Genomic DNA, 20,263 nt, shown 5'->3' with positions numbered 1-20,263 from the left:
CGAGTGAGTGGCCGGCCAATCGCGAATGAATTCGCTCCTACAAAAGCTTGTCGAGCGCAGCGCAACCCATCAAGCGCGCGGCACCGCCTTACATCCGCACCCAGCGCTGGCGCACCCAGTTGCTCAACGCATCGACGCCGAACACCAGCACCAGCATGGCGAGGATCACCGTGCTGGCCTGGGCTTCCTGGAACAGGCTGAGGCTGACGTAGAGCATCTGCCCGAGGCCGCCGGCGCCGACGAAGCCGAGCACGGCGGCCATGCGGATGTTGTTCTCCCAGCGGTACAGGCTGTAGGCGAGCAGTTGCGGCCACAGGTTCGGCAGGCTGCCGTAGACGAACGCGGCGATCTGCCCGCCGCCGCCCAGGCGGATCGCCTCGGCTGGCTCGCGCGGGGTGTTCTCCAGCGCCTCGGCGAACAGCCGGCCGAGCACGCCGGCGGTGTGCAGCGCCAGCGCCAGGGTGCCGGCATTCGGGCCGAGGCCGGCGGCGAGCACCATCAGCGCCGCCCAGACCAGTTCGGGAATCGCCCGCAGCGCATTGAGCAGCAGCCGCGCCGCAGCCTGGGCGAGCGCACCGAAGCGCGCGGCGGCCGGCAGGGCGAGCAGCAGGCCGAGCAGCGCCGCGAGCAGCGTGCCGAGCGCCGACATCGCCAGGGTCTCTAGCGCGCCGCGCAGGATCGCCTGCAGGTGCTCGGCGCTGAGGTCGGGGTGGAGGAAGCGCACCGCGTAGGTGCTCATCTGCGTCAGGCTGTCGTGGCTGAACACGCCGGGCAGGTCGATCGCCAGGTAGGCGAACGAGGCCAGTACCGCAGCCACGCAGGCCAGCACCAGCAGCAGATCGACCAGGCGCTTCATCGCAGTCGCGCCCGCAGTAGGCGGCTGAGCTGGTCGGCGAGCAGCACCAGGGCCAGGAAGGTCAGCAGGATGCTGACCACCTCGCCGCCGGCGAACATGCGGATCGACAGGTCGATCTGCTGGCCCAGCCCGCCGGCGCCAACGAAGCCCATCACCACCGAGGCGCGGATCGCGCATTCCCAGCGGTACACGGTGTACGACAGCAGCTCCGCCGCGGCGTTGGGCAGGATGCCGTAGCCGAACGCGCCGAGCCGCCCCGCGCCGGCGAGCATCAGCGCGTGGGCCGGGCGCTGGTCGACCGATTCGAAGATTTCCGCGTAGACCTTGCCGAGCATGCCGCTGTAGGTGATGGCGATGGCCAACACCCCGGCAGTCGGGCCGAGGCCGACGGCGCGGACGAACAGCAGCGCCCAGACGATCTCCGGCACGCTGCGCAGGAAGATCAGCAGGGCGCGCACCGGCCAGCGCAACAAGCGCGCCCACCACACCGGCAGGCCGCCTCGCGGCAGCGCCGACAGCGACAGCGCGCGGCTCACCAACAACGCGGCGGGCAGCGCCAGGAGCAGGGCAAGGGCCATGCCGGCGGTGGCGATGGCCAGGGTCTGCAGGGTGGCGTCCGCCAGCAGGGCGAGGAACTCGTGGTCGTGCGCCGGTGGCCAGAAGCCGTCGAGGAAGCTGCGCATGGTCGCCGCGTTCTGCCCGTCGAACAGCACGCCGAGGTCCAGTTCGCTGAGGTGGATGCCCGGCCACAGCAGGGCCAGCGCCACCAGGGTCAGCAGCAGGCGCGACAGCGCCGCCGGATCGCGCCTGGCGCCACTCAGCATCGCGGCAGCTGCACCGCCACGGGTGCCGGCAGCGGCGGAGAGATCAGTTGCTCGTTGGCGTACAGCGCGTCGAGCAGCGTCGGGCTGATCTCGGCAGGCGCACGGTCGAAGACGATGCGTCCGTCGCGCAGGCCGATGATGCGCGGGAAGTGCGCCAGCGCCAGTTCCACCGCATGCAGGCTGGCGAGCAGGGTGATGCGTTGCTCGGCAGCATGCCGGCAGAGCACTGACAGGGTGTGCTCGGCGAGCACCGGGTCCATCGCCGAGACTGGTTCATCGGCCAGTAGCAGGTGCGGCGCCTGGTACAGCACGCGGGCGATGCCGACCCGCTGCAACTGGCCGCCGGACAGTTCATGGCACTGGGCGAAGAGTTTGTCGCCGAGGTCGAGCTTGTGCAGCGCCTGCTCGGCGCCGGCGATATCCAGCGGATGCAGCAGGTTGAGCAACGCCGTGGCCAGGTTCCATTCACCGATGCGTCCGGCCAGCACCGCGGTGACCACGCGCTGGCGCGCCGGCAGCGGCGGTGCCTGGTGGATCAGGCCGATGCGCGCGCGCAGGCGCTGGCGCTGGCGGCTGGACAGTCGCCACGGCTGCGCGTCGAGCACTTCGACGCTGCCGGTGGTGGGCCGCAGGCCGGTGGCGAGGAGGTTGAGCAGGCTGGATTTGCCGGCGCCGGACGGGCCGATGATCGCCACCCGTTCGCCCTGCTCGATGCGTAGATCGACATCGTGCAGGGCGCTGGTGCCATTGGCGTGGCGCAGGCTGGCCTGGCTCAGGCGCAGGGTCATTTCAACAGGCCGGCTTCACGCGCTGCCTGTTCGGTGCCCTGGTAGTTTTCCGGCTTGGTTTCGATGAAGCGGCTGGCCGTCTGCAGGTCGAGGATCGCCTTGTGCTCTGGATTGGCCGGGTCGAGGTCGAGGAAGGCCTTCTTGATCTTCGCCGTGAGCGCTGGGTCCAGGGTGCCGCGCACCGTCCAGTTGTAGTCGTAGTAGGTCGGCGTGGTCGCGAATACGTGAACCTTGCTGGTGTCGACCTTCTTGGCGTCGACCAGCTTCTGCCACACCGCGGCATTCAGCACCCCGCCGTCGACCTTGCCGGCCTGCACCCAGGCCACCGTGGCGTCGTGCGCGCCGGAGTAGGCCACGCGGCTGAAGAATTTCTCCGGGACGATGCCGTCCTTGGTCATGAAGTAGCGCGGCATCAGGCTGCCCGAGGTCGAGGAGATCGAACCGAAGGCGAAGCTCTTGCCCTTCAGGTCCTGCAGGCTCTTGATGTTGGGATCGGCGCTGATGAACTTGCTGGTGAACTTCTCGTCCTGCTCGCGCTGCACCAGCGGAATCGCGTTGCCGGTTTTCATGCGTACCTGGACGAAGGTGAAGCCGCCCAGCCAGGCCAGGTCGAGGCGGTCGGTGGCCAGCGCTTCGACCACCGCCGGGTAGTCGGCCACCGGAATGAACTGGACCTGCATGCCCAACTGTTTCTCGAGGTATTCGCCGAGCGGTTTGAACTTGCGCAGCAACTCGGTGGGTGCTTCGTCGGGAATGGCGGAAACCTTGAGCACGTCGGCGGCATGAGCGAGTACGGCGGAAGCGGTCAATGCAAGGCCGGCAGCAAGCGCCAGGGCACGTTTGAGCATGATGGAGTCTCCGTCCATTCGGTTATCAGGCACGCTGAGTATAGGAAGCAGTTTTTTCGCCTGCGCGACGCCGGCGTGCGAATTGGCGTTAACTAGACTTCGCAGTCAGTTCCCGGCCACGAGGTGCCTTCCGATGAGCGAACCGATTCGCCTGACCCAGTACAGCCATGGCGCCGGTTGCGGCTGCAAGATTTCCCCCAAGGTGCTCGACGTGATCCTCGCCGGCAGCGGCGCGCAGAGCCTCGACCCGCGGCTCTGGGTCGGCAACGCGTCGCGTGACGATGCGGCGGTCTACGCGCTGGACGAGGCGCGCGGCGTGGTATCGACCACCGACTTCTTCATGCCCATCGTCGACGACCCGTTCGACTTCGGCCGCATCGCTGCCACCAACGCGATCAGCGACATCTACGCCATGGGCGGCCAGCCGCTGCTGGCCATCGCCATCCTCGGCTGGCCGGTCAACGTGCTGGCCCCGGAGGTGGCCCGCGAGGTGGTCGCCGGCGGTCGCGCGGCCTGCGAGGCGGCGGGCATCCCGCTGGCCGGCGGGCATTCGATCGACGCGCCCGAGCCGATCTTCGGCCTGGCAGTCACCGGGGTGGTCGACAAGGTCCACCTGAAGCGCAACGACACCGCACGACTCGGCGACCGGCTGTACCTGACCAAGCCGCTCGGCATCGGCATCCTCACCACCGCCGAGAAGCAGGCCAAGCTGCGTCCGGAGGACGTCGGCCTGGCGCGCGACTGGATGTGCACGCTGAACACGCCGGGCACGCGCTTCGGCCGGCTCGCCGGGGTCAGTGCGATGACCGATGTCACCGGCTTCGGCCTGCTCGGCCACCTGATCGAGATGGCCGACGGCAGCGGCCTCACCGCGCGCCTGCAGTACGCGCGCGTGCCGCGGCTGCCCGGCGTCGAGCATTACCTGGCCGCCGGTTGCGTGCCGGGCGGCACGCACCGCAATTTCGACAGCTACGGCGACAAGCTGGCGCCGCTCGACGAGGCGCACAAGCTGCTGCTCTGCGACCCGCAGACCAGCGGCGGGCTGCTGGTGGCGGTGACGGCGGCGGGCGAGGCGGAGTTTCTTGGCGTGGCGACCGAGCTGGGCCTGGCGCTGCAGCCGATCGGCGAGTTGGTCGAGCGCCAGCGTTACGCGGTCGAGGTGGTCTGATGCGCACTGACACCGCCGACTACCGCGCCATCTTCCTCGGCGACCTGCCGATGATGGATGCCCGCGCACCGGTGGAGTTTCACAAGGGGGCCTTTCCCAGCGCCAGCAACCTGCCGCTGATGAACGACGCGGAACGCCAGCGGGTCGGCACCTGTTTCAAGAATCACGGTCAGCAGGCAGCCATCGAACTCGGCCACCAACTGGTCTGCGGCGCGACCAAGGCAGCGCGCCTGGACGCCTGGGCGGCCTTCGCCACGGCGCATCCGGACGGCTACCTGTACTGCTTTCGCGGTGGCCTGCGCTCGCAGATCGTCCAGCAGTGGCTGCGCGACGAGCGAGGCATCGACTATCCGCGGGTGACCGGCGGCTACAAGGCGATGCGCGGATTTCTCCTGCACAGCACCGAACAGGCCGTGGCGCAGTGCGACTTCGTCCTGCTCGGCGGGCTGACCGGTACCGGCAAGACCGACGTGCTGCACCAGCTCGCCAACAGCCTGGACCTCGAGGGTTTGGCCAACCACCGCGGCTCTAGTTTCGGTAAGCGCGCCAGCGGCCAGCCGGGGCAGATCGACTTCGAGAATCGCCTGGCCATCGACCTGCTCAAGCAGCGCGCGGCGGGGCGCGAGCGCTTCGTGGTCGAGGATGAAGGGCGCATGATCGGCAGCTGCGCGCTGCCGCTGCCGCTGTTCCAGGGCATGCGCGAGTTTCCCCTGGTGTGGCTGGAGGACAGTTTCGACGGGCGCGTCGAGCGCATCCTGCGTGATTACGTGGTGGGCCTGTGCGCCGAGTTCGTCGCCGTGCATGGCGATGAACCGGGTTTTGCGCTGTTCGCCGAGCGCATGCGGCAGAGCCTGGCGAATATCGTCAAACGCCTTGGCGGCGAACGCTACCAGCGCCTCGCTGCGCTGCTGCAACAGGCGCTCGATGAGCAGCAGCGCAGCGGGGCAATTGAACTGCACCGTGCGTGGATCGCCGGATTGCTCGGCGAATACTACGACCCGATGTACGCCTTCCAGCGCGACGCCAAGGCCGAGCGCATCGAGTTCAGTGGGACCCAGGCCGAGGTGCTGGCGTACCTGCGCGAGCGCGCGTTGCGCTGAGCTTGTGTGGGCGCTGCGGGTCGATTGGATCCCCGCCTGCGCGGGGATGACGGTGATCCCATGCAGAGCTCAGGGTGGTGCCGGCGCGTCGATCCCAAGCGGAGCTGACGGCGATGCTGCACTCTGCGTGTTGGCCTGGAGCGGCACGGCGACCAGCACGTCGTGGTACACCGGCACCTGCGCCACGTTGTTGCGGACAATGCTGATCGCGCGGTGTTTCCCTTTACCCCGTCATTCCCGCGAAGGCGGGAATCCAGCGCCGCCGCGCCGAAGCATCACGCTCACTGCTGCGCTGGCTGCTCACCCGCAAAATGCGCCACCTGCAGTGGATAGTCCGTGCCCATCAGCTTGCCGGCGCCGTACCAGAGCACCCCATGCTGATGCAGCAGCAGGCCATCGGCGCCGTATTCGAAGCGCACCTCCCGCGCGCCGGTGAAGGCGAATCCTTCGGCATCCAGGCGGGTCAGACGGTAGTTCGCAGCCTTGCCCGGCATCTGCTGTTTGACTCGCTGCAGATAGGTCGGCGCCAGGCGCGCGAACAGCTGGCTGGCCTGCTGGCGATACTCGTGAACGCTCAGCCCCGGCCGGCGCTGCAGGTCCACGGCAATCTGCGCGAAGATCTCCGCATTGGCCCGCGCCTCGGCGATTTTGATCGGCAGCACCTGGGCGAGGCGCGGCGCACTGGCTGGCTGGTCGGCTGCTGACGGCGCGGCGACGCTGGCGAGGAAGCTGTCGACCGCCACCGGCAACAGCGGCGCGGTGGCGAGGAACGCGGCGCAGGCAGTGGTCTGCGCCGCCTTGTCACCATTCACCAGCAAGGCCAGCGGATCACCGGAGTGGGGCAGCTGGGCCGGATCGACGCCCTGTTGGGCGAGCAGCGTGTTGACGTCCTGCTGGCTGATCTCGCCGGCGGCCAGCTGGCACACCTGCTCCATCACCGCGGTATTGCGCTGGCCATTGAACAGCGGCGACAGCGAGAACACCGCGTCCTGAATGATCGGCAGCGCCGGGGTGGCGATCCAGCCGTGCAGGCCGGCGGCGCCGGGCTGCTCGCTGCGGCAGCCGGCCACTGCCAGCAGGCCACAGAGCAGGACAATGGAGAGGGTTTTGCTGTTCATCTATACCGCCTGGAGCGGCGGTGCCGCTCGTGTCTGAAAGTCTTGCATGACTGGCTGCTTTACCACTGATAACCGATGCCGACCGACACGCCGGTTTCACCTTTCTCGCTGGCCGTGCCTTGCAGCTTGGTGACCCATTTGCCGTCGGCGGAGATGTGCGAGGCGCCCACCGCCAGTGCGGATTGGCCGCGGAAGTTGCCGACCCCCACTGAGGTCATGCTCGCGCCCGGCACATGCGGTTGCGGCAGGCTGGCCATGGCCATGGCGCCGGCAATCCCGGCGCTCAGCTCGTCGTCGAGCTCCTTGATGTCGTGGCGCAGCGTGTTGAACACCGAGTTGGTGTAGCCGTAGGCATCGGCGGCGACATCGGCGACGCTTTTGTTCAGTTGGGCGAGGTTCACCGCGTCGGTGTCCTGGGTGCCGGCGGCGACATTGGTGATCTGCCGCTCGTTGCCGGCCGCACCGACCGAGACACTGTTGGCGCGCTCGGCGACCGAGTTGGCGCCGAGTGCAACCGAGTTCTGTGCCGTTGCGCTGGCGCCGTGGCCGAGGGCGACGGCGTGTTCGGCCGAGGCCTTGGCGTGGGTGCCGATCGCCGTGCTGTTCGCCGCGGAAGCCACCGCGCCGACCCCACCGGCCACCGCATTGCTGCCGCTGGCCACGGGCTTGGCGCCGACCGCGCTGGTTTGGAACATGCCGTCCTGGCCGGTCTTGAGCTTGCCCACGTCACCTTCGACGTTGGTGACGCGGTTGCCCATGTTCTGCACATCGCCGTTGAGGGTGGTGACGGTGCTGTCGGTGTACTGCTTGGCGTCCGCCACCGCGCCGTCGAGCTGGCCCTTGTTCACCGCGTCGGTGGCGGCGGTGCCGGCGGCGACATTGGTGATCTGCCGTTCGTTGCCGGCCGAACCGACCGACACGCTGTTGTCGCGGTCGGCAACTGAACCGTCGCCCAGCGCCACGGCGTTGTTCCCCGTCGCCGAGGCCTGATTGCCAATCGCCGTGCTGTTGCTGCCGCTGGCACTCGCCTGACTGCCGACCGCGGTGCTATTGGCGCCGCTGGCGCTGGCCTGGTTACCCATCGCCAACGCGTTGCTGCCGCTCGCCTGCGCGGCGTTGCCGACTGCCGTGCTCTGCGCGCCGCTGGCCTGCGCTGCGGGACCGGCGGCGAGCGAGTCCGCGCCGCTGGCGACCGCATCGACTTTGCTCGAGGAAGCGTGGAAATACTTGATGCCGCCGCCGCTGGCGATGCTGCCGATGCTGGTTTCGATGGTCGTTACCCGGCCGTCGATGCTGTCCACGTCCTGGCCGAGTTCGAACAGCTGGGCGCCGTTCACGGCGTCGCTGGAAGTGGCGCTCACATCGCCGCGGGCCACGCCGGTGATCTTCGTCGCGTTGCCGTTGCGGCTGGCCTTGTAGGCACCCAGCGCGCTGTCCCAGAGCAGGGCATCGCTGCGTAGGCTGGCGAGATCCTGATTGGTGGCGTTCAGCTGCCGGCCGTTGACCGCCTGCTTGCTGGTGGTGCTGACCTCGCCATCGGCGACGTTGCCCAAGACGGTGCCGCTGGCGCCCTGCAGGGTCACCGAGGTCTTGCCGGCGTTGTCGTATTGCACGGCATTGGCGGTCGCCGCGGCAGTCACCGAGTTCAGCTGACTGAGGTTGACCGCGTCGGTGCTCTGTGTGCCGGCTTTCACGTTGGTGATCTGCCGCTCGCTGCCGGCCTTGCCCACCGATACGCTGTTGGTCCGGTCGGTGGTCGCGCCGTAACCCAGCGCGACGCTGCCCTGATGGTTGGCCTGCGCCTCGCGGCCGAGGGCCGTGCTGTTGGTGGCGGCGGCCTGCGCCTTGTAGCCGGTCGCGGTGCTGCCCACGGCCTTGGCGCTGGAATCCGCACCGAGCGCGGTGCTCCAGTCGGCGGCGGTACCGGCGCGGGTGCCGAGGGCGATGCTGTCGTAGCCGCGCGCCCAGGTTTCCGCACCGAGGGCGATGCTCGAGTCGCCATTGGCGTGCGCCTTGTAGCCGAAGGCCATGGCGTACTCGCGGTCGCTCTTGGCCAGATTGCCCAGCGCCAGGTTGCGGCCCAGTTTGTCCTGGCTGGCGGTGTCGATCAGGGTGCTGGCGCCGTTACCCATGGCGATGCTGTCTTTGGACTCGGCCTTGGCGTTGGGGCCGACGGCCAGGGAGTCGCTGCCGTTGGCGACGGAGCCAGTCCCGCTGGATTTGGCCTGGAAGTATTTGCTGCCGGCGGTGTTGAGCTTGCCGAGCGCGCTGTCGACTTTGGTGAAGCCGCTGGCCACGTTGTTCGCCGCGCCAGATGTGCCGGCGAGGGTGTTGGCATTGCTCAGCAGATAAGCCGGCGCCGCTACCGATTGAGTGCTGCTGTTGTAGCTGCTGCCCAGCGCGCTTGCGGTGCTGCTGCCGAGATTGTTGAGCTGGGCCAGGTTGACCGCGTCGGTGCCCGCAGAACCGGCTTTCACATTGGTTATCTGACGTTCGCTGCCAACGCCACCCACCGAAACGCTTTGCGCCCGATCGGCGACCGAGCCGCTGCCTAAGGCAACGCTATCAGTGGCGGTCGCAGACGCGCCGGCGCCGAGGGCTACGGCATTTGGCGCAGTGGTCGAAGTAGAAGCTCCCGTACCGATTACAACGCTGTCCTGGCCCTGCGCATCGGTGGCCGTTCCTACTGCAACAGTATCGCCGCCAGCCGCCGAAGCCTGAGCGCCGATTGCAACGCTCCACGAGCCGGACGCTTGAGCGGCATAGCCTGCCGCTAACGCGTTGGCGCCGCTGGCCACCGCACCCGTCCAGGTCGAATTGACCCGGAAGTACTTGGTGCCGAGGTTGTTGAGTTTGCCCAACGCGCTATCGACCTTGCTAAAGCCGGTGGCGACATCGGTCGCCGCACCAGTCGTGCCCCCAATGCCATTGGCATTGGTCAGCAGATAGGCCGGCGCGGCCACCGATTGAGTGCTGCTGTTATAGCTGCTGCCCAACGCGCTTGCGGCGCTACTGCCGAGCGCATTGAGTTGGCCCAGGGTGACCGCGTCGCTGTCCGTGGTGCCAGCCGCGACATTGGTGATCTGCCGTTTTGACCAAGTCGAGCCTACCGAGACGCTGTTGGTGCGGTCGGTCGAACTGTTGGCGCCGAGCGCGACGCTGTTGGAATGGCTGGCCAGCGCGTGCTGCCCGAGGGCCATGCCGTTGGAGGTGTTGCTCAGCACACGGGCGTAGGTGCCGAGGCTGATGCCGTAATCGGCGTTGTCGGCGATCTCGGCCCCGTAGCCGATGGCCACGCTGTCCCAGGAATTCTTGCCGACATGGCTACGGTCGCCGAAGGCGATGCTGCTGCTCGACTGCTCGCCGTCCACCAGCGCGTCGGCGCCGATGGCGATGCTCTTGTAGCTGTTATCGACCACTTGGGCGTTGCGGCCGATGGCGATGGAGTCATAGCTCGCCAAGTCGACCCGTGCGGCACTGCCGATGGCCACTGAGCCGCTGCCATTCGCCGCTCCTCCGCCGGCCTCGTAGGCATTCAAGCCGGCGCCGAGTAGCGTGGCCTGCAACAGTACCGGGCTGGGCGGCACGACCAGCAGTGTCGGTGCCGGCTCGTTCTTGTCCTCGTCGTCGATTGCCTCTGCTGCAATGGCTGCTGCCGGATCACTGAGCGCCGCCAGGGTCAACGCGACGCTGGCGGCGATGCCGCGGGTCGCACAGCCGGACTTGCCGGCCGATCGGGCAAACTCACTGGCGACGGCCCACGCCCGGCGGGCTTGGTTCCAGATCACACGGTACAGCTTGTTCATGGCGGATTTCCCAGAGACGCATCGGCGTCGCAATGGATGGCGAAAATCCGTAGGGGAGGCGTCGGCCTGCGGCGGCGATGGTGTCGTGCTGACGGGGCTGATCACCACCCTGCGGTGATGGTCAGGAGCCTATGCGCAGGCCTGGGCGGCAGGCTGTAGTGCGAATCTGCAGTTGCTGTAGTGGGGCTCTGACAGGGCTGGGCGGTCAGGGGGGCGAGTAGGCGGCGAGGCGGGTGTTGGGGAAGCGGGGCGCTTGGCGCCCCGGCGAGATCGATGCTGTGTGGTCAGTCGAGCACGTTGTGCAGCACTTCGTAGATCAGCCCTGTGGCGATCGCCACCAGCACCACGTCGGTGCCGACTTGCTGCCATTCGTAGCCGTCGTAGCGCGGCAGCTTGCCAAGCAGGCGGCTGTCGAAGCGCTTGGCGATGCCCGGCGGCAGCGGCTTGCCGCGGGCCAGGTTCTTCTGGATGCCTGGCGGCAGGCCCTTGACCGGGCCAATCAGCTCGCGGTTGTCGCCGAGGATGATGCGCACCTGGCCGATGTCGATGCTGGGCCCGCGCGGGTCGATGCGCACCGCATCGTCGGAATAGTTCTGACCGCCGCCCTTGTGCCCGGAATTGCCGTGCTCGCCCTTGGGCGCGGCCAGGGCCGGGGCGATGGCCGCGGACAGGGTGAGGGCGAGAAGGGTCGAAAGACACTGGCGCATACAGGCACTCCTTGGGGTGTTCCTTGAGATGCCTCCAGCCTAGCCCGGTTCCGTGCTGGCGGTCATGGCTGGCGGTGCGCCGCTGTGCGCTGCGTCAAGGCCGTCGGCGACTACTTGCGGCCTTCGGCACTGGCAGCGGCCACGTCTGTGCGGGCGGCGAGGATGAAGTCGTTGCGATGCAGGCCCTTCATCTCGTGGCTCCACCAGGTCACGGTGACCTTGCCCCACTCGGTGAGCAGCGCCGGGTGGTGGCCGGCTTCCTCGGCGATGGCGCCGATCGCGTTGGTGAAGGCCAGCGCGTGGCGGAAGTTCTTGAACAGGAACACCCGCTCCAGCTCCATGTGGCCGTCGCGTACTTCGATGTTCCAGTCGGGGATCTCACGGATCAGCTCGGCCAGCTCGGCTTCGCTCACATGGGGGGCGTCGGCGCGGCAGGCTTCGCATTGGGCTTGGGCGAGGGACATGGAGGTTCTCCCAGATATTCATGGTGTGAGTGTAGGAGCGGATTCATCCGCGATGGCCGGCGCCGCCGAGGTTGCACAGGAGACGAATCGCGAATGAATTCGCTCCTACGTGCTCAGTCTGGTTCAGGCCGCTTTGGGCGGAAACTTCGGCGTATGCAGGCCGAGCTGCATGGCCTGGTGGACCAGCGCCATGATGTCCTGATGGGCCAGCTCGAACAGCTGCTTGAGCTCGGGCAGCACGAAATAAAGCGGCTGCAGGATGTCGATGCGGTACGGCGTGCGCATCGCTTCCAGCGGGCTGAACGGCTGGTGTTCGGGTTGCTCGGACAGGCAGTACACGGTCTCCTTCGGCGAAGAGAGGATGCCGCCGCCGTAGATGCGCCGGCCCTGGGCGGTGTCGACCAGGCCGAACTCGATGGTCATCCAGTACAGCCGCGCCAGGTACACGCGCTCTTCCTTGCTGGCCTTGAGGCCGAGCTTGCCGTAGGTGTGGGTGAATTCGGCGAACCAGGGGTTGGTCAGCAGCGGGCAGTGGCCGAACACTTCGTGGAAGATGTCCGGCTCCTGCAGGTAGTCCAGTTCTTCCGGGCGGCGGATGAAGGTCGCGACCGGAAAGCGCTTGCTGGCCAGCAGCTCGAAGAAGGTCTGGAACGGAATCAGCGCCGGCACCCGCGCGACGTTCCAGCCGGTGGTGCGCTCCAGCACCCGATTGAGTTCGCCGAGCTGCGGGATGCGGTCGTGGGGCAGGGCGAGCTGCTCGATGCCATCCAGGTATTCCTGGCAGGCGCGGCCTTCGATCACCTTGAGCTGGCGGCTGATCAGCGTGTGCCAGACCTGATGCTCGGCCTCAGGGTAATGAATGAAACCGTCGGCATCGGGTTCCCGGGCGACATACAGCGAACTCTTCATCGCGACTCCTCAACGACCGGCGTTGTCATTGTTTGACCCACAGATACCGCGAATAGCGGGCCTGCGGGCGGCGCGAGGGGTGGTTTGCGGTGTCGGTACGGCGGCAAAATCGTAAAGAAAGGATTACGAGTGCCGGCGGGTCGCGCGAAATCGGCTTGGCGTCGAATGGCGTTGGCACATATTCTTTACGAAAATTGGCCCGGAAAACCAAAAAGTCGGCCGATACGCCCCCTTCTCGCGCCGCCGGGCGAGGGGATACAGCCACGTCGAGGAGCCTGCCCATGCGCATCAAAGTCCACTGCCAGAACCGCGTCGGCATCCTCCGCGACATTCTCAACCTGCTGGTCGAGTACGGCATCAACGTGCTGCGCGGCGAAGTCGGTGGCGACCAGGGCAACGCCATCTACCTGCACTGCCCGAACCTGATCAATCTGCAGTTCCAGGCGCTGCGACCGAAGCTGGAAACCGTACCTGGGGTGTTCGGCGTCAAGCGCGTCGGCCTGATGCCCAGCGAGCGGCGCCACCTGGAGCTCAACGCGCTGCTCGGCGCGCTGGACTTCCCGGTGCTGTCGATCGACATGGCCGGCAGCATCGTCGCCGCCAACCGCGCCGCCGCCCAGCTGCTCGGGGTGCGCGTCGACGAGGTGCCGGGCATTCCGCTGGCGCGCTACGCCGAGGACTTCGACCTGCCGGAGCTGGTGCGCGCCAACAAGGCGCGGATCAACGGCCTGCGGGTGAAAGTGAAGGGTGACATCTTCCTCGCCGACATTGCCCCGCTGCAGACCGAGCACGACGAGAGCGACGCGTTGGCCGGCGCGGTGCTCACCCTGCACCGCGCCGACCGCGTCGGCGAGCGCATCTACCACGTGCGCAAGCAGGAGTTGCGCGGCTTCGACAGCATCTTCCAGAGCTCGCGGGTGATGGCCGCGGTGGTCCGCGAGGCGCGGCGCATGGCGCCGCTGGATGCGCCGCTGCTGATCGAGGGTGAGACCGGCACCGGCAAGGAACTGCTGGCCCGTGCCTGCCACCTGGCCAGCCCGCGCGGCCAGTCGCCGTTCATGGCGCTGAACTGCGCCGGGCTGCCGGAATCCATGGCCGAGACCGAGCTGTTCGGCTACGGCCCCGGCGCCTTCGAGGGCGCGCGGCCGGAAGGCAAGCTCGGCCTGCTCGAGCTGACCGCCGGCGGCACGCTGTTCCTCGACGGGGTCGGCGAGATGAGCCCGCGCCTGCAGGCCAAGCTGCTGCGCTTCCTGCAGGACGGCTGCTTCCGCCGGGTCGGCAGCGACGAGGAGGTGTACCTCGACGTGCGGGTGATCTGCGCGACCCAGGTCGACCTCTCCGAACTCTGCGCGCGCGGCGAATTCCGCCAGGATCTCTATCACCGTCTGAACGTGCTCTCGCTGCACATTCCGCCGCTGCGCGAATGCCTGGATGGCCTGGCGCCGCTGGCCGAACACTTCCTCGATTCGGCCAGCCGGCAGATCGGCTGCCCGTTGCCCAAGCTGGCGCCGCAGGCCTTCGAACGGCTCAGCCGCTACCACTGGCCGGGCAACGTGCGGCAACTGGAGAACGTGCTGTTCCAGGCGGTTTCGCTGTGCGACGGCGGCACGGTCAAGGCCGAGCACATCCGCCTGCCAGACTACGGCGCGCCGCAGCCGCTCGGCGATTTCTCCCTCGACGGCAGCCTCGACGACATTGCCGGGCGCTTCGAGAAGGCGGTGCTGGAACGCCTCTACGCCGAGCACCCGAGCAGCCGCCAGCTGGGCAAGCGGCTTGGCGTGTCGCACACCACCATCGCCAACAAGCTGCGCCAGCACGGGCTGGGCAAGGAGTAGCGATCTACGACCTTGGTTGAATGGGCAGGCACCTGGCCCAGGCGTACAAAGGCGTTATCCAACCCTGCGTGGTTTGTGGATGTAGTGGATTCCATTCCTCTCCCCGGAATGATTTTGGGCGGCCGCCGAGGCCGCTTTTTTTTGCCTGCCGGAAAGCGCGGCACGGGTAGGTGAGGGCGGCACACGGCGTTAGACCATAGTCTGCTCGTGGTAAGACGATGGTCGAATGGTTGGGCAGACTGGGGCTGGCTACAAATGTCCCCACTCACAAGAACAACTGTCACCGAGGTCCCAACCATGAGTGCCGCTTCCCTGTATCCCGTGCGTCCCGAGGTCGCCGCCCACACGCTGACCGACGAGGCCACCTACAAGGCCATGTATCAACAGTCGGTGATCAACCCCGACGGATTCTGGCGCGAGCAGGCGCAGCGCATCGACTGGATCAAGCCGTTCACCAAGGTCAAGCAGACCTCGTTCGACGACCACCACGTCGATATCAAGTGGTTCGCCGACGGCAGCCTCAACGTCTCCGCCAATTGCCTGGACCGTCATCTGGCCGAGCGTGGTGACCAGGTGGCGATCATCTGGGAAGGCGACGACCCGTCCGAGCACAAGGAAATCACCTACCGCGAACTGCACGCGCAGGTGTGCAAGTTCGCCAACGCCCTGCGTGGCCAGGACGTGCACCGTGGCGACGTGGTGACCATCTATATGCCGATGATTCCCGAGGCGGTGGTGGCGATGCTCGCCTGCACGCGCATCGGTGCGATCCATTCCGTGGTGTTCGGCGGCTTCTCGCCGGAAGCGCTGGCCGGGCGGATCATCGACTGTAAATCCAAGGTGGTGATCACCGCCGACGAAGGCGTGCGCGCCGGCAAGAAGACGCCGCTGAAAGCCAACGTCGACGACGCGCTGACCAACCCGGAAACCAGCAGCATCCAGAAGGTCATCGTGTGCAAGCGCACCGGCGCGGACATCAAGTGGAACCAGCACCGCGACATCTGGTTCGAGGACCTGATGAAGGTCGCCAGCAGCACCTGCGCGCCGAAGGAAATGGGCGCCGAGGAGCCGCTGTTTATCCTCTACACCTCCGGCTCTACCGGTAAGCCCAAGGGCGTGTTGCACACCACTGGCGGCTACCTGGTGTACGCCGCGCTGACCCACGAGCGGGTGTTCGACTACCGTCCCGGCGAAATCTACTGGTGCACCGCCGACGTCGGCTGGGTCACCGGCCACACCTACATCGTCTACGGCCCGCTGGCCAACGGCGCGACCACCCTGCTGTTCGAGGGCGTGCCGAACTATCCGGACGTGACCCGCGTGGCGAAGATCGTCGACAAGCACAAGGTCAACATCCTCTACACCGCGCCGACTGCGATCCGCTCGATGATGGCCCAGGGCAAGGCCGCCGTGGAAGGCGCCGATGGCTCCAGCCTGCGCCTGCTCGGCTCGGTCGGCGAACCGATCAACCCGGAAGCCTGGCAGTGGTACTACGAGACTGTCGGCCAGTCGCGCTGCCCGATCGTCGACACCTGGTGGCAGACCGAAACCGGCGCCACGCTGATGAGCCCGCTGCCGGGCGCCCATGCGCTCAAGCCGGGTTCGGCGGCGCGGCCGTTCTTCGGCGTGCAGCCGGCGCTGGTCGACAACCTCGGCAACATTCTCGAGGGCGCGACCGAAGGCAACCTGGTGATCATCGATTCCTGGCCGGGCCAGGCGCGCACCCTGTACGGCGATCACGACCGCTTCGTCGACACCTACTTCAAGACCTTCCGCGGCATGTATTTCACCGGTGACGGTGCGCGGCGCGACGAGGACGGCTATTGGTGGATCACCGGCCGGGTTGACGACGTGCTCAACGTCTCCGGCCACCGCATGGGCACCGCCGAAGTGGAAAGCGCGATGGTCGCCCACCCGAAAGTCGCCGAGGCCGCCGTGGTCGGCGTGCCGCACGACATCAAGGGGCAGGGCATCTACGTCTACGTCACCCTCAACGCCGATGTGGAGTTCTCCGAGCAGCTGCGTCAGGAACTGAAGAACTGGGTCCGCAAGGAGATCGGTCCGATCGCCACCCCGGACGTTATCCAGTGGGCCCCGGGGCTGCCGAAGACCCGATCGGGCAAGATCATGCGCCGCATCCTGCGCAAGATCGCCACCGCCGAGTACGGCGCACTCGGCGACATCTCCACGCTGGCCGATCCTGGCGTGGTGCAGCACCTCATCGACACTCACCGCGACATGCAGGCCGCCTGACCGGCGCCTGTAGACAACGCCCCGTCCGGCCACAAGCCGGGCGGGGCGTTGTCGTTTCTGCGCGAGCAGAAGTGCTGGCGCGCGGCGTTACGGGCGAGCCGCACCCGAAGGTGGGCGCGCGGGTAACAAAGCGGTGCGCAGGTGGGGTGCGCGGGAACGCCGTGGTGCAGAATCTGCAACACTTGGCTGCGGGGTTTTTACGGGAATTCCCGTAATTGCGCGGTTTTGCCAGTGGTGGCGCGCTAATTGCGTTAAGTATCTGTTTGATTTATTGATCGCTGGCCCAGCTTTTTCCCCGCCTGTCAATGCTCGCACCCCTCGCTTCCGGTGCTTTTGTAATTAGTTGTCGCATTGAGGAAATAACGGCATTTGGCCTGTCGCTAGAATGCCGCTCACTCGGCCTGAACCCCTTGCAGTCCTGCAAAGGCGGAGAGTCTCTCTACAATTTCATGGCACGTATCGGGCGAATTTCCCCGCCGCCCGCCGAACCCGATCCCAGGAGTCACAAGATGAAGAAGATTGCACTTCTCGGCGCAATGGCGCTTTCCGTTCTGTCGGTATTCGCCATCGCGGACGATGCCAAGCCGCTGCGCATCGGCATCGAGGCGGCCTACCCACCCTTCGCCTCCAAGGCCCCGGACGGCAGCATCGTCGGCTTCGACTACGACATCGGCAACGCGCTGTGCGAAGAGATGAAGGTTCAGTGCAAGTGGATCGAGCAGGAGTTCGACGGCCTGATCCCGGCGCTGAAAGTGCGCAAGTTCGACGCCGTGCTGTCGTCGATGTCGATCACCGAGGAGCGCAAGCGCTCGGTCGACTTCACCGGCAAGTACTACGCGACCCCTGCCAAGCTGGCGATGAAGGCCGGCAGCAGCATGAACGACGTGGCCACCGACCTGAAAGGCAAGAAGATCGGCGTGCAGCGCTCCTCGGTGTATGACCGCTACGCCACCGACGTCTTCGCCCCGGCTGGTGCCGAGATCGTGCGCTACAGCTCGCAGAACGAAGTGTTCCTCGACCTCGCTTCCGGTCGCCTGGACGCCACCCTGGCCGACTCGGTGAACATCGACGACGGCTTCCTGAAAACCGACGCCGGCAAGGGCTTCGCCTTCGTCGGTCCGGACTTCACCGACGAGAAGTACTTTGGCGAAGGCCAGGGCATCGCGGTGCGCAAGGGTGACAAGGCGCTGCAAGAGAAGATCAGCGCGGCGATTCTGGCGATCCGTGCCAACGGCAAGTACAAGGCCATCCAGGACAAGTACTTCACCTTCGACGTCTACGGCAAGTGAGCCGCATGCCCTCTCCCGTGTGAGAGGGCTGGGTAGAGAGGCGGGCTGCGCCTCTCTCCATTCCTCCCCGGCGCAGCTTCCTTAACGCGAGGACTGACTCATGCTCCATGGCTACGGCTCGACCATCCTCGATGGTGCCTGGCTCACCCTGATGCTGGCGCTGCTGTCCATGGGCATGGCCATCGTCCTCGGCCTGCTGGGCGCGGCGTTCCGCCTGTCGCCGGTGCGCTGGCTGGCAATCCTTGGCGAAACCTACGCCACGGTGATTCGCGGAATTCCCGACCTGGTGCTGATTCTGCTGCTGTTCTACGGCGGCCAGGACATTCTCAACCGTGTCGCCCCGATGCTCGGCTATGAGGACTACATCGACCTCAACCCGTTCGCCGCCGGGGTGTTCACCCTGGGCTTCATCTTCGGCGCCTACCTCTCGGAAACCTTCCGCGGCGCCTTCATGGCGATCCCCAAAGGGCAGGGCGAGGCGGGTGCCGCCTATGGCATGAGCGGCGTGCAGGTGTTCTTCCGCATCCTCGTGCCGCAGATGATCCGTCTGGCGATTCCCGGCTTCACCAACAACTGGCTGGTGCTGACCAAGGCCACCGCGCTGATCTCGGTGGTCGGCCTGCAGGACATGATGTTCAAGGCGAAGAACGCCGCCGACGCCACGCGTGAACCGTTCACCTTCTACCTGGCCGTGGCCGCGCTGTATCTGGTGCTGACCACGGTTTCGCTGTTGGCCCTGCGCTACCTCGAGAAGCGCTACTCGGCCGGCATCAAAGTCGCCGACCTCTGATCCGGGAGAAACCGCATGATTCTCGACTTCTCCGTGATCTGGGACAGCCTGCCGTTGTACTTCGGCGGCGTGCTGGTGACCCTCAAGCTGCTCGCCATTTCCCTGGCCCTGGGCCTGCTCTCGGCGATTCCGCTGGCGCTGATGCGGGTCTCCAAGCAGCCGGCGATCAACTTCCCGGCCTGGCTGTACACCTACGTGATCCGCGGCACGCCGATGCTGGTGCAACTGTTCCTCATCTATTACGGCCTGGCGCAGTTCCCGGCGGTGCGCGAGAGCTGGCTGTGGCCGTACCTGTCCAACGCCACCTTCTGCGCCTGCCTGGCGTTCGCCATCAACACCAGCGCCTACACCGCGGAAATCCTCGCCGGTAGCCTCAAGGCCACCCCGCACGGCGAGATCGAGGCGGCCAAGGCGGTCGGCATGTCGCGCTTCAAGCTGTATCGGCGCATCCTGTTGCCTTCGGCGCTGCGTCGCGCGCTACCGCAGTACAGCAACGAAGTGATCATGATGCTGCACACCACCAGCCTGGCGTCGATCGTCACCCTGATCGACATCACCGGCGCGGCGCGCACGGTCAACTCGCAGTTCTATCTGCCGTTCGAGGCCTTCATCACCGCCGGCGCGTTCTACCTCTGCCTGACTTTCATCCTGGTGCGCCTGTTCAAGCTGGCCGAGCGCCGTTGGCTGGCCTATCTGGCCCCCCGCAAGCACTGAGCGAGAGCTGATCCATGAACAAACTCGAAGTCCAAGACCTGCACAAGCGCTACGGCGACCATGAAGTGCTCAAGGGCGTGTCGCTGGCGGCCAAGGCCGGCGACGTGATCAGCATCATCGGCTCCAGCGGCTCCGGCAAAAGCACCTTCCTGCGCTGCATCAACCTGCTCGAGCAACCCTACAGCGGCAAGATCCTGCTCAACGGCGAAGAGCTCAAGCTGGTCGCCAACAAGCACGGCGGACTCAAGGCCGCCGACGCCAAGCAGTTGCAGCGCATGCGCTCGCGGCTGTCGATGGTGTTCCAGCATTTCAATCTGTGGTCGCACATGAGCGCCCTGGACAACGTCGTCGAAGCGCCGGTGCACGTGCTCGGCGTACCGAAGAAGGAAGCCATCGAGAAGGCCGAGCATTACCTGGCCAAGGTCGGCGTCGCGCACCGCAAGGACGCCTACCCGGCGCACATGTCCGGCGGTGAGCAGCAGCGCGTGGCGATCGCCCGCGCGCTGGCGATGGAGCCGGAAGTGATGCTGTTCGATGAGCCTACTTCGGCGCTCGACCCCGAGCTGGTCGGCGAAGTGCTCAAGGTCATGCAGGACCTGGCCGTCGAAGGCCGCACCATGGTGGTGGTCACCCACGAGATGGGTTTCGCCCGCGAGGTGTCCAACCAGCTGATGTTCCTGCACAAGGGTGTGGTAGAAGAGCGCGGTTGCCCCAAGGAAGTACTGGCCAATCCGCAATCCGAGCGGCTCAAGCAGTTCCTTTCCGGCAGCTTGAAGTGAATCGGAACGACTAGA

At 66.6% G+C, this 20,263-nt stretch carries 17 protein-coding genes; 8 read left to right on the top strand and 9 right to left on the bottom strand.

Annotated elements, in window-relative coordinates; genetic code table 11:
• Positions 1–88: 88 nt before the first annotated feature.
• From phnE to JQX08_RS02885, 4 genes are read right to left on the bottom strand one after another with little or no spacing between them, the layout of a single operon-like run.
• Positions 89–856 (bottom strand): phosphonate ABC transporter, permease protein PhnE, encoded by a 768-nt coding sequence (gene phnE, locus JQX08_RS02900; protein WP_204914589.1) that lies wholly within the window; start codon positions 854–856, stop codon positions 89–91.
• Positions 853–1,680 carry a PhnE/PtxC family ABC transporter permease gene (locus JQX08_RS02895; protein ID WP_204914587.1) on the bottom strand — a complete coding sequence of 276 codons (828 nt, stop codon included), beginning with the start codon at positions 1,678–1,680 and terminating at the stop codon, positions 853–855. The genes phnE and JQX08_RS02895 overlap by 4 nt, the downstream gene beginning before the upstream one ends.
• Positions 1,674–2,468 carry a phosphonate ABC transporter ATP-binding protein gene (locus JQX08_RS02890; protein ID WP_204914585.1) on the bottom strand — a complete coding sequence of 265 codons (795 nt, stop codon included), beginning with the start codon at positions 2,466–2,468 and terminating at the stop codon, positions 1,674–1,676. The genes JQX08_RS02895 and JQX08_RS02890 overlap by 7 nt, the downstream gene beginning before the upstream one ends.
• On the bottom strand, positions 2,465–3,316 hold the full coding sequence (locus JQX08_RS02885) for a putative selenate ABC transporter substrate-binding protein (RefSeq protein WP_204914583.1): 852 nt from the start codon (positions 3,314–3,316) through the stop codon (positions 2,465–2,467). Before JQX08_RS02885 ends, JQX08_RS02890 begins: the two co-directional genes overlap by 4 nt.
• A 133-nt stretch (positions 3,317–3,449) precedes the next feature.
• Between JQX08_RS02885 and selD the strand changes: the two genes are divergently transcribed.
• Together selD and mnmH are read left to right on the top strand one after the other, a co-directional pair.
• Positions 3,450–4,484 carry a selenide, water dikinase SelD gene (gene selD, locus JQX08_RS02880; protein WP_204914581.1) on the top strand — a complete coding sequence of 345 codons (1,035 nt, stop codon included), beginning with the start codon at positions 3,450–3,452 and terminating at the stop codon, positions 4,482–4,484.
• A complete protein-coding gene (gene mnmH / locus JQX08_RS02875; RefSeq protein ID WP_204914579.1) occupies positions 4,484–5,584 on the top strand; it encodes a tRNA 2-selenouridine(34) synthase MnmH in 1,101 nt (366 codons plus the stop codon). Before selD ends, mnmH begins: the two co-directional genes overlap by 1 nt.
• Before the next feature lie 281 nt (positions 5,585–5,865).
• Here mnmH and JQX08_RS02870 read toward each other — a convergent pair whose 3' ends face one another.
• The 5 genes from JQX08_RS02870 to phhA all read right to left on the bottom strand — a co-directional run bounded on the left by JQX08_RS02870 (position 5,866) and on the right by phhA (position 12,588).
• Positions 5,866–6,702: a hypothetical protein gene (locus JQX08_RS02870; RefSeq protein ID WP_204914577.1), complete on the bottom strand. Its 837-nt coding sequence runs from the start codon at positions 6,700–6,702 to the stop codon at positions 5,866–5,868.
• A gap of 59 nt (positions 6,703–6,761) precedes the next feature.
• A complete protein-coding gene (locus JQX08_RS02865) occupies positions 6,762–10,508 on the bottom strand; it encodes a YadA-like family protein (protein ID WP_204914575.1) in 3,747 nt (1,248 codons plus the stop codon).
• 284 nt (positions 10,509–10,792) lie between these two features.
• Complete coding sequence (locus JQX08_RS02860; RefSeq protein WP_204914573.1) at positions 10,793–11,215, bottom strand: anti-virulence regulator CigR family protein; 423 nt, start codon at positions 11,213–11,215, stop codon at positions 10,793–10,795.
• 110 nt (positions 11,216–11,325) lie between these two features.
• Positions 11,326–11,679 (bottom strand): 4a-hydroxytetrahydrobiopterin dehydratase, encoded by a 354-nt coding sequence (locus tag JQX08_RS02855; protein ID WP_204914572.1) that lies wholly within the window; start codon positions 11,677–11,679, stop codon positions 11,326–11,328.
• Between the two features lie 123 nt (positions 11,680–11,802).
• Complete coding sequence (phhA, locus tag JQX08_RS02850) at positions 11,803–12,588, bottom strand: phenylalanine 4-monooxygenase (protein WP_204914571.1); 786 nt, start codon at positions 12,586–12,588, stop codon at positions 11,803–11,805.
• Positions 12,589–12,869: 281 nt separating this feature from the next.
• On the opposite strand from phhA, the gene JQX08_RS02845 reads away from it, so the two are divergent.
• From JQX08_RS02845 to JQX08_RS02820, 6 genes are all read left to right on the top strand, one after another.
• The gene (locus JQX08_RS02845) at positions 12,870–14,423 is read left to right on the top strand and encodes a sigma-54-dependent transcriptional regulator (protein WP_204914570.1); all 1,554 of its coding nucleotides are present in this window, start codon (positions 12,870–12,872) and stop codon (positions 14,421–14,423) included.
• A gap of 297 nt (positions 14,424–14,720) precedes the next feature.
• Positions 14,721–16,676, top strand: a complete 1,956-nt coding sequence (acs, locus tag JQX08_RS02840; RefSeq protein ID WP_204914569.1) for an acetate--CoA ligase — start codon at positions 14,721–14,723, stop codon at positions 16,674–16,676.
• Positions 16,677–17,185: 509 nt separating this feature from the next.
• On the top strand, positions 17,186–17,965 hold the full coding sequence (locus JQX08_RS02835; protein ID WP_204914568.1) for an ABC transporter substrate-binding protein: 780 nt from the start codon (positions 17,186–17,188) through the stop codon (positions 17,963–17,965).
• Between the two features lie 100 nt (positions 17,966–18,065).
• Positions 18,066–18,755, top strand: coding sequence for an ABC transporter permease (locus JQX08_RS02830; RefSeq protein ID WP_204914566.1), 690 nt, complete (start codon positions 18,066–18,068; stop codon positions 18,753–18,755).
• 15 nt (positions 18,756–18,770) lie between these two features.
• A complete protein-coding gene (locus JQX08_RS02825) occupies positions 18,771–19,469 on the top strand; it encodes an ABC transporter permease (protein ID WP_204914564.1) in 699 nt (232 codons plus the stop codon).
• A 14-nt stretch (positions 19,470–19,483) separates the two neighbouring features.
• A complete protein-coding gene (locus tag JQX08_RS02820; protein WP_204914562.1) occupies positions 19,484–20,248 on the top strand; it encodes an ABC transporter ATP-binding protein in 765 nt (254 codons plus the stop codon).
• The last annotated feature ends 15 nt before the right edge of the window (positions 20,249–20,263 follow it).

Origin of the sequence: Zestomonas insulae, assembly GCF_016901015.1 — a bacterium.
Taxonomy (GTDB): Bacteria; Pseudomonadota; Gammaproteobacteria; order Pseudomonadales; family Pseudomonadaceae; genus Aquipseudomonas; species Aquipseudomonas insulae.
This window is presented reverse-complemented; position numbering and strand designations above follow the sequence as displayed.